Source organism: Paractinoplanes tereljensis, from assembly GCF_016862435.1.
Lineage (GTDB): Bacteria > Actinomycetota > Actinomycetes > Mycobacteriales > Micromonosporaceae > Actinoplanes > Actinoplanes tereljensis.
The window spans coordinates 58,244-67,400 of the sequence record NZ_BOMY01000002.1 but is presented as its reverse complement, the minus strand read 5'-3'; the positions used below and the strand labels follow the sequence as shown (position 1 = coordinate 67,400).

The following is a 9,157-nucleotide window of genomic DNA, read 5'->3' as shown; positions in this document are numbered from 1 at the left end:
CTACGGCGCCTCGATAGCGCCGTCGGGGCGGCGAACCGTCGCGGCCCAGCGTTCGTGGTTGCCGATCACGGGCGGGTGGGCCGCGGCGAGCTTCTCGTCCAAGTCGATGCCCCAGCCGGGAGCCGTGGACGGGCGGGCGTAACCGGCCGCGATCACCGGCGTGCCCGGGAAGATCTCGTGGACCACGTCCGGATAGACGTGGCCCTCCTGGATGCCGAACGCCGGGCTGGTCAGGTCGAGGGCCAGGTTGGCGGCCGCGCCGACCGGGGAGACGTCGGCGGGAGCATGCCAGGCGGTCTGCACCCCGGTCAGCTCGCACAGGTCGGCCAGCTTCCGGGCCGGGGTCAGGCCGCCGATCGTCGACACGTGGCAGCGCAGCAGGTCCACGCCGCCGGTCTGCACCAGGCGGGCCGCCTCGGTGACCGAGACGGTCAGCTCGCCGGCCGCGATCGGGACCGGCGAGGCGGCGCGCACCTCGGGCAGCCGGTCGTAGTGCTCGGGCGCGATCACGTCCTCCAGGAAGAACAGGCGGTACGGCTCGAGCGCGCGGGCCAGCACCACCGCCTGCTTCGGGGTGAGCCGGCTGTGCACGTCGTGCAGCAGCTCGACCCCGTCGCCGAAGCGGTCCCGGGCTTTGGCGAACAGGCGCGGCGTGGTCGCCAGGTAGTGCTGCACGTCCCAGCCGTCGGGGTAGGGAGCGCCGGGATAGCCGCCGGGGGAGCCGGGCGCGCCGTAGGTGCCGAGGCCGGGCTGTCCGGTCTGCAGCCGCACGTGCCGGTAGCCGGCGTCGATCAGGCGGGCCGCGTCGTCCAGGGTCTCCTCGACCGTCGCGCCCGAGGCGTGCAGGTAGACCGGCACGTCCCCGCGCAGCCGGCCGCCGAGCAGGTCGTGGACGGGCAGGCCGGCGCGTTTCCCGGCGATGTCCCACAGCGCCATGTCCACACCGGACAGCGCGCTGTTGAGCACCGGCCCGCCGCGCCAGTAGGACGAGAAGTGCACCAGCCGGCCGATCTCCGAGATCTCGGCCACCGGCTTGCCGATGACCAGCGGCGCGACGTGCGTCTCCAGGGTGGCGACCACGGCCGCGAAACGCTGGTGGAAGGTGGCGCAGCCCAGGCCGAACAGGCCGGGCTCGGAGGTGTCGACCCGGACCACGACCAGGTTGACGCCCTCCGGCGCGGTCACGATGGCCCGCAGGCCGGTGATGGTCGGCCCGGTGATGGTCGGCCTGGTCATGACGCGACCGGGAACGGGAAGGCCGCCTCGAAACCGAGCAGTTCCTTGGCCGGCGCGAGGTCGATCGGCACGGTCCGGCCCGGGAAAGAAGGCCGGGGTACGCCGGGATGGAACCTCTCGAGGAGCCACTCGGTCGGCTGTGGGGCCAGGGTTTCCGGTGCGGCCGCGTACACCACGTGGGCGCCCGGGGTGGCCGGCCGCAGCGCCGCGACCAGCACTGCGGCCGCGTCCCGAGCGTCGAGGTAGCTCCACACGTCGGCCGCCCCGAGGTCCGGCCGGTGCGCGAAGTTGGCCGAGGCCTCGGCGAGCCGGCCGTCCGCCGTGCCGATGAAGGGCAGGCGCAGGGCCACCACGCTCATCCCGTACCTCCGGTTGATCATCTCGGCGGTGGCCTCGTCGACCTGCTTCGACAGCGCGTACGGGTCGGTGGCCTGCAGCGGCAGCCGTACGTCGATCGGCAGGTAGGGCATCCGCAGCGGGGTGCGCGCGAACGGCAGGCCGCAGATCGCGTAGCTGCTCGCGATCGCTGCCCGCTCGATGCCGGCCAGCCCGGCCCGGTCGAGCACGGTGAAGGTGGCGAGGGTGTTGTGCCCGAAGACGACCTCGCCGGGGTCGTTGTTCGGGTTCGGGATGGCGGCCAGGTGGATCACGGCGGTGGCTGCTCGGAGCGCGTCGTCGACGACCGCGGCATCGCGCGCGTCCCCGACGACGACCCGGTCGGCCCGGATCGCCGCGACCGGCTCCAGGATCAGCGCGGTGACCGGGATGCCCCGGGCCGCGAGAAGGTCGAGCACGGCGGTGCCGACCAAGCCGGCCGCGCCGGTCACCAGGACACGCATGGCTGCAACGTACTCCAGCAATGTCCTGATCATCACGGGCGACGAACGGCCGGGTCTCCATTATCATCGAGCCGATTGCGCGTGGTCGAGATGCTGTCTGGGGGCGGCATGGCGTTTCGGGTGGAGTACAACGGCGAGGACATCCAACTCGCCACCCTGGAAGCCGCGCTGGACTGTGCCCGCAACGCGATCGCCAACGACCTGGACCGCTTCGACGGCTGGGCGGTCGAGCACGACGAGGACGTCGACGACTGGTTCGTGCAGGCGGTGCGCAACGGCCGCCGGGTCGGTCCGCTCGCGGTGATCAGCGCCCTGAACCACCGGGCTCAGCCGGGCCCGGCGGTCGTCGAGGAGTGGGAGCGCCGGGTGTCGTTCGTCGGGCAGACTCCGGCCGAGGCGTTCGCGATGGCCGCCGACTGGCTGGAGCGCCGCCCCGACATCGAGACCCTCGGCGACGTCGGCTGGCACCACACCGCCAGCGGCCATCAACTGCGCATCTATTACCGGGCCGTGGAACGTTAGGCGGCCTGTTCCTTCAGGGATTTCTCCAGGTCGGCGCGCAGGGCGGCGAAGTCGACGCCGTGGTCGGCGAGGATGCGGGCGGCCAGGCCCTGGCCCTCGCGCAGGATGCCCAGCACGATGTGCTCGGGCGCGATGAAGTTCTGGTGGAGCCGGATCGCTTCGCGCAGCGACAACTCGAGCAGTTTCTTGGCCCGCGGCGAGAACGGGATGTGCCCGCCGGAGGCGTAGAGCTTGCCGAAGAGGCCGCGCTTCTTCGGGGGCGGTTTCGGCAGCCGCAGCGCGCCGGCGCCGAAGTTCTCCTCGATGGCGGCGCGCACCTTGTCGAGGTCGATGCCGATCGCCTTGAGGGCGGCCGCGTCCTCGGCGTCGGCCTCGGTGAAGGAGAGATCGGGCGGCTCGGTCGCGCCGACCAGCCGGCGGACGTCGGCCTGGGCGGTGTCGGCGTCGAGGTGGTGCTCGCGCAGCAGGGCGGCGACCGTGCCGTCCTCGTCGCGGAGCATCGCGATCAGTAGGTGTTCGGTGCCGATGTGCTGGTGGCCCAGGTCGCGGGCCTCCTCCTGCGCACCGATGACGACCTGGCGCGCGGCGGCGGTGAACCTCTCGAACATGTCAGTCCTCCCGTGGGTCGCGCGCCGGCATCAGGTGCGCGTGCTTCTTGTGGACGCCCTGGCGGGTCACGCCGAGTGCGTCGGCGATCTCCTGCCAGGACCAGCCGTTGCGGCGTGCGTTGGCCACCTGTAGGTGCTCGAGGCCCTCCAGCAGGCGGCGCAGCGCCACGACCGCCCGCAGGCCGACCCGTGGATCGGTGCTGCCGGCGGCGGCGGCGAGGTCGGTTGCCTCAGTCATGCTGTCAACTTACGTTGACATTCGACCAGCGTCAACCCCGGTTGACACGAAGGGCAAAAAGAAAGGCCGGCGCGAATGCGCCGGCCCCCACTGCCAAAGATTCAGCCGCCGTACGTGAGCTCCAGCCCGATGATGTCGTTGTAGGCCACCGACAGCTCGACCGGGCGCGGCACTGGTGCGGTGACCGCGAACGGGGTGCCCAGCGGGTCGATGATCTCGACGTACTTCCCGAGGCCCATCTCCATCGGGCCGGCCGCCACCCGGCCGCCGAGGCGAGCCACCTTGTCGATCAGGTCGAGACAGTCGCCCACCTGGAACGACGGTTGCCAGCGGAAGTCGTACCGCCCGGTGATCAGCCCGGCCACCGAGTCGTGCGCTTCCGTCAGCCACTCGCCACTGCCGAACTCGTGCGTCAGCGACCAGCCGAACACCGAGCCGTAGAACGCGGTCGCCTGGCCGATGCCGTCGGTCAGCAGGTCGGACCAGGCCATCGCGCCCGGCTCGCCGCGCAGCTGGGCGCCGGCGAACCCGGCCGCCTGCCACAGACCGAAGATCGCGCCGGACGAGTCGGCCACGATCGCGCTGCGCGCGCCGGACCGTTCCTCCGGGCGAACCAGGGTGCGACCGTACGCGCCCTCGACGCGCTGGATCGTCTGCTCCAGGTCGGGTGCCGCCAGGTAGGTCAGCCAGCCCTCGGGCCGGTCCGGGCGGCTCCGCGCGAGGCCGGCCACCGGGCGGCCGTCGAGCAGGAACCGGTCACCGTCGAGCTCCCAGCCGAACAGGTCGGCATAGAACCTGGCCGCACGGGCCGGGTCCGACGTCGTCAGTTCCGCCCAGCAGGGTGTCGATGGCGCAAAGCCTCTTATCCGCATGTGCCGCTCCAACGTGGATGCCCCGATTTAGTTGACCACCTTACGGCACCCAATACGCTTCGTCACTACCCAAGGGTTCAATGCCCGTTTTAGCGCGTGTTTCGGTTACGAAGAGTAATCGGTCAGGGGGGCGGATGTAACGTGACCGTTAAACACCTGATCAGTCCGAAGTGGACCGCAGCAGCAATTCGAACCACACCGTGGAACCGCGGACCGACGGGTCGGTGCCCCACGAGTCGCTCAGCTCCTCGATCAGGCCCAGCCCCCGGCCGCGGCTGCTCATCGTGTCGGTGTGCGCGCGGATCACACTGCCCCGGGTGCCGGTGTCGGCCACCGACACCAGCAGCCGCACGGCGTTCAGGTCGATGTGCACCTGGGCCGGGGTGCCCGCGTGCAGCAGGGCGTTGGTGGTCAGTTCACTGGTGCACAGGATCGCCGAGCTGATCACCGGTTCGGGGACCGTCCACTCGCGCAGCCAGGTCGTCATCCACTGCCGCACCCGGCTCGGTCCGGTCGGCTCGGCCGCCACCAGCATCGTGGCCGACCGGCTCAGGGCCACCGCCCGCTCGACCGCGAGCACCGCCACGTCGTCGTCGGTCGGGCCGGGTACCGCGGTGGTGGCCAGCGAGCAGAGATTGCGCGGGTCGCCGCTGGACGCCCCGGCGGCCACCGCCACCAGCGCGTCCAGGCCGTCATTCAGCGCCCGGCCACGCCGCTCGACCACGCCGTCGGAGAACATCAGGATCGAGTCGCCCGGCTCCAGGCGGACCAGCCCGGTCTGCCACCGGCCGCCCAGGCCCAGCGGCGCACCCGGCGGCACCTTGACCAGCTCGGCCGTCGGCGGCTCGCCGCCCAGCCCGGCGCGGCGCAGCACCGGCGGCGGGTGCCCGGCGCTGGCCAGCGTGATCGTGCCGTCGGCCGGGTCGAGAACCCCGTAGACGACGGTCACGAAGATCTCCTCGTTGCGCGACTCGGCGCCCAGCGAGGTGACCAGCCGGTCGAGCCCGGCCAGCACCCCCGGCGGGTCGGGCTCGGTCAGGGCGAGCGCCCGCAACGCCGCCCGGACCTGGCCCATCACCGCGGCCGCCCGCACGTCGTGGCCGGCCACGTCGCCCAGCACCATCGCCAGCCGGCCGTCGGCCAGCCGGAACGCGTCGTAGAAGTCGCCGCCGGCCGCGTTGCCGTCCACGCCCACGTCGTAGCGGGCCGCGATCCGGAAACGCTCCAACTCGGGCAGGTGCTCCGGTAGCATGCTGCGCTGCAACAGCTGGGCCGTGCCGTGCTGCGCCTCGAACCGGCGGGCCCGCTCGGCCGCCTGCGCGACCAGCTGGGCCGCGGCGTTGAGCAGGGCGCGCTCGGCCGGCAGCCAGGTGTGCGCGGCGCGGTAGCCGATGCTCAGTGAGCCCTTGAGCGAGGCGGTGCGCAGCGGCAGCACGGCCAGCGCCCGGATGCGCCGCTCGTGCCGGTCGGACGCCACCGCCCGCAGCGGTTCGCCGTCGGGCACGAACGAGGGCCGGTTGGCCCGGGCCGACGCGACCAGCGGCGCGTGCGGGTCGTCGGACAGCCGCTTCCACACCGGGGGCAGCCGCTCGTCGGCCTCGTCGAGCATCTCGCCACGGATGCGGCGGACCGCCCGGAACCCGTTGCCGTCGTCCACCGCGAACATGCACAGGTCGACGTCGAACGAGGCCATCGCGTAGCCCAGCACCACCCGGGCCACGTCGTCGACGGTCAGCGCGGCGGCCAGCCGGGAGGTCAGCTCGCTCAGATTTTGCAGGCGGCGGGTCACCTGGGTGGTCTCGGCGGCCACCGTCAGCACCCCGGCGATCGTGCCGTGCGAGTCGCGCACCAGTGAGTGGCCGCGGGTGAAGAACGCCTGTTCCGGGCGGGTGCCCTCGGCGCGCACCACGGTCAGCTGGGTCTCCGGTTCGAGGAACGGCTGGCCGCTGCGGAAGACGTCCTCGACCACGCCGCCGATGCCCGGCGACCGCCAGAGCTCACCGAAGGAATCGGCGGCCGGCCGGCCCATCGCGGCCGGATGCAGGGTGCCGATCAGATCCGCGTACGCGTCGTTGTAGATCAGCACGAAGCGGTCACCGAAGCAGAAAGCCATCGGCATCGGCGAGGTCAGCACCAGCTCGACGGTCGCGGTGACGGCCGGATCCCAGCGGTCGCGCGGACCCAGCGGGGTGTGCTCCCAGGCCAGGTCGCGGACAATCTCGGCGCAGCCGATGCGGCCAGGTGTCATCGCACCCGGCTGCGTGGGCAGCGTGGGCGTTTGCGAAGGGCTCACCCCACCCGTCCCGGCCATGCTCAAAAGGGTAGCCCGACTCGGCCATTCGGACGATGCCCCACCGGCCGACCGTCCGATTGTTGACGGGACGGGCAGCCCCGGATCTCGGTCAGGCACGGGCTGAGCTTGGCAAACGTATGTTTCTCTCACGTAAGGTCGCCGCCGTGACCGACGCGGAATTCTTGATCGACCTGTCCGCGCCCCGCCATTACGAGCAGGTGACCCCGCGCGGCCGTCGCCGGCGGCGGGTCGCGATGGCCGCCCTGGCGGGAGTGGCCATGGTCATCGCCGGTGGTGCCGGCTACGCCGCGATCCACCGGACCGCCGATCCGGCGACCGCCCCGGCGGTCTCCCCGAGCACCCGGCCCACCGCCGAACCCGGTGCGCTCCCCGCTCCCCGCAACCGCCCGGTCCCCGGCCTGGACCCGATCAAGGCGTCCCCGGCGCGCTGAACCGCAACCGTCCGGAGGACGTAGTGCCTCGTCGGGCGGAATCGTTCGTTTCGTCCTATGGTCGCAGTGCTGGCGGACGCCGGCCTGCCGGAAACCATGGGAGTGTGTGATGACCGGGAACGGGCTGGGCCAGGGGCTCAGCGACATGTGGCGATCGGTGCTGTTGTTCCTGCCTGCCGCGCTGGCCTTTGTCGTGATCCTGGTGGTCGGCTACGTCGTGGCGCGGGTGTTGCGGACCGTGGTGGCCAAGGGGCTGCGCAAGGCCGGTTTCGACCGGGCGGTGTCGCGCGGTGCGGTCGGCCGGGCCCTCGCGGGCGGCGGGATCAGCGCCACCGACCTCTGCGCGAAGATCGTCTTCTACGCGGTGCTGCTGTTCGCGCTTCAACTCGCATTCGGGATCTGGGGCCCCAATCCGGTCAGTGACCTGCTCACCGCCCTGATCGGGTGGCTGCCGCGGGCGTTCGTGGCGATCGTGATCGTGGTGGTGGCCGCGGCGATCGCGGGGGCCGTGCACGACCTGATCGTCAGTGCGCTGGGCGGGCTCGCGTACGGGCGGCTGATCGCCCGGGTGGTGTCGGTGGTGATCGTCGCGCTCGGCGTGATCGCTGCCCTGGACCAGGTGCGGATCGCGACCTCGGTGACCCAGCCGCTGCTCATCGCGGTGCTGGCGACGGTCGCCGGCGTGGTGATCGTGGGCGTCGGCGGTGGGTTGATCCGGCCGATGCAGCAGCGCTGGGAGACCTGGCTGGAACGGGCCGGCGCCGAGTCGGCGGTGATCCGCGAGCACGCCAAGGCGTACGCGGAGGAGCGCCGGGTGGCGGAAGAGGCGCGGGTCGCCGAGGCCCACCGGGCCGAGGAGTTGCGCCGCGTCGAACAGGCCCGCGAGCAGGACATCCGCGAGGCCGACGAGCGGCGCCGGGCCGAGGAGACCCGGTCGGCGCAGGAGGCGTGGCAGGCCGAGGAGACCCGGCTCGCGGAGGAACGCCGGCGGGCCGACGAGGCGCGCCGGCACGAGGTCGCCCGGCGGGCCGAGACAACCCAGGTGGTCAGTGACCCCGCCGCGGAGACCCAGGTGGTGTCGGACATCGCGGAGACGCAGGTGGTCTCGGACCCGGCCGGGACTCCGGTGGCGGAGGAGACCCAGGTGATTCCGCCGCCGCGGCAGGGGCGGCCGCACCCGGTGCCCGGGTTCGACCGGGACGACGACGATCCGGACAGCACCACCGTGATCAGCAGCGACTCGACCCAGGTGATCCCGCCGCCGGACGAGACGCCCGGCGAAGAGCCTCCCGGCAAGGGCCGGAAATAGGAGAGGGGCCGGCGCCAGGTTTCCCTGGCGCCGGCCCCGGTGTGACGGCAAGCCTGTAGCGGTTGTGGTTAGGTCAGTTGGCGGTCGGCAGCGTGCGGGCAAGGGAGCAGACCGCCAGCAGGCGCTGCATGACCCAGTCGTTGTCCGCCCAGTCGAGCGGGCCGACCGGCGGGCGCCAGCCGTGCGTGAAGGCGGCGTCGCGTACGCCCTCGGCGTACGCGGCCAGCAGCACCGCGGTCAGCGGGCGGGTGTCCGCCGAGAGGCTGTCGCGGACGCCGGCGGCGTGCTGGTCGACGACTGCCATCAGACCGGGGTTGGTGTCGGCGGCGGCAAGGCCGCTGACTCCCACGGTCTCGTGGAGCTCGGCGAGGCAAGCGTTGGCGGAACGGAGGGCAGCACGGGCGGCGGCGCCGCTGAACAGGCCATTCATGAGGGAAAAGTTACGGAGCCCGGGGTAGTTAACGGTTCTCCCCAACGGTGCAGCTTGGTTGAGGATTTCCCGGGCGGGACCGGCTAGTTCTCCTCGACGGCCTCGGGGCGGCGGCGCTGGGCGTCGTCGGCGAGGATCACGGTGGCGACCACCATGGCGACCACGACGGCGAAGAGCCAGGACGCGTCCTCGACGAACTTGGCGGCCAGGGGCGCCTGGAAGGCGGCCAGCATGAAGCCGACCCAAGCGAGACGGCGCTGACGTTCAGACAGGAATCCGGCAGATCGCATTCGGAAAGTTTGTCTCGATCGGGGCAGATCGCCGTCACCCGTTCGGCCGATTCTCCGTTGTCCGATGG

At 72.1% G+C, this 9,157-nt stretch carries 11 protein-coding genes; 3 read left to right on the top strand and 8 right to left on the bottom strand.

The annotated features are described in order from the left end of the window. Positions 1–1,236 (bottom strand): enolase C-terminal domain-like protein, encoded by a 1,236-nt coding sequence (locus Ate02nite_RS01615; RefSeq protein WP_203797816.1) that lies wholly within the window; start codon positions 1,234–1,236, stop codon positions 1–3. Continuing rightward, on the bottom strand, positions 1,233–2,075 hold the full coding sequence (locus Ate02nite_RS01610) for an NAD-dependent epimerase/dehydratase family protein (RefSeq protein ID WP_203797814.1): 843 nt from the start codon (positions 2,073–2,075) through the stop codon (positions 1,233–1,235). Before Ate02nite_RS01610 ends, Ate02nite_RS01615 begins: the two co-directional genes overlap by 4 nt. A gap of 108 nt (positions 2,076–2,183) precedes the next feature. Between Ate02nite_RS01610 and Ate02nite_RS01605 the strand changes: the two genes are divergently transcribed. Next, the gene (locus Ate02nite_RS01605) at positions 2,184–2,597 is read left to right on the top strand and encodes a hypothetical protein (protein ID WP_203797812.1); all 414 of its coding nucleotides are present in this window, start codon (positions 2,184–2,186) and stop codon (positions 2,595–2,597) included. On the opposite strand, the gene Ate02nite_RS01600 is transcribed toward Ate02nite_RS01605, so the two are convergent. The 4 genes from Ate02nite_RS01600 to Ate02nite_RS01585 form a co-directional block, all read right to left on the bottom strand. Further along, entirely contained in the window at positions 2,594–3,205 is a 612-nt protein-coding gene (locus Ate02nite_RS01600) for a Clp protease N-terminal domain-containing protein (RefSeq protein ID WP_203797810.1), read from the bottom strand. The two genes, Ate02nite_RS01605 and Ate02nite_RS01600, sit on opposite strands and share 4 nt — an antisense overlap. 1 nt (position 3,206) lies before the next feature. After that, positions 3,207–3,443, bottom strand: coding sequence for a helix-turn-helix domain-containing protein (locus tag Ate02nite_RS01595; RefSeq protein WP_203797808.1), 237 nt, complete (start codon positions 3,441–3,443; stop codon positions 3,207–3,209). Between the two features lie 101 nt (positions 3,444–3,544). After that, positions 3,545–4,315 (bottom strand): VOC family protein, encoded by a 771-nt coding sequence (locus Ate02nite_RS01590; protein ID WP_203797806.1) that lies wholly within the window; start codon positions 4,313–4,315, stop codon positions 3,545–3,547. A gap of 160 nt (positions 4,316–4,475) precedes the next feature. After that, a complete protein-coding gene (locus tag Ate02nite_RS01585) occupies positions 4,476–6,626 on the bottom strand; it encodes an ATP-binding SpoIIE family protein phosphatase (protein WP_203797805.1) in 2,151 nt (716 codons plus the stop codon). A 146-nt stretch (positions 6,627–6,772) separates the two neighbouring features. On the opposite strand from Ate02nite_RS01585, the gene Ate02nite_RS01580 reads away from it, so the two are divergent. After that, the gene (locus tag Ate02nite_RS01580) at positions 6,773–7,060 is read left to right on the top strand and encodes a hypothetical protein (RefSeq protein ID WP_203797803.1); all 288 of its coding nucleotides are present in this window, start codon (positions 6,773–6,775) and stop codon (positions 7,058–7,060) included. 109 nt (positions 7,061–7,169) lie between these two features. Further along, a complete protein-coding gene (locus Ate02nite_RS01575) occupies positions 7,170–8,369 on the top strand; it encodes a mechanosensitive ion channel family protein (RefSeq protein WP_239147054.1) in 1,200 nt (399 codons plus the stop codon). 73 nt (positions 8,370–8,442) lie between these two features. Here the strand turns inward: Ate02nite_RS01575 and Ate02nite_RS01570 are convergent, their stop codons facing one another. Both Ate02nite_RS01570 and Ate02nite_RS01565 read right to left on the bottom strand, forming a co-directional pair. Next, entirely contained in the window at positions 8,443–8,799 is a 357-nt protein-coding gene (locus Ate02nite_RS01570; RefSeq protein ID WP_203797801.1) for a DUF6401 family natural product biosynthesis protein, read from the bottom strand. An 83-nt stretch (positions 8,800–8,882) separates the two neighbouring features. Then, positions 8,883–9,089, bottom strand: coding sequence for a hypothetical protein (locus Ate02nite_RS01565; RefSeq protein WP_203797800.1), 207 nt, complete (start codon positions 9,087–9,089; stop codon positions 8,883–8,885). Between the last annotated feature and the right edge of the window lie 68 nt (positions 9,090–9,157).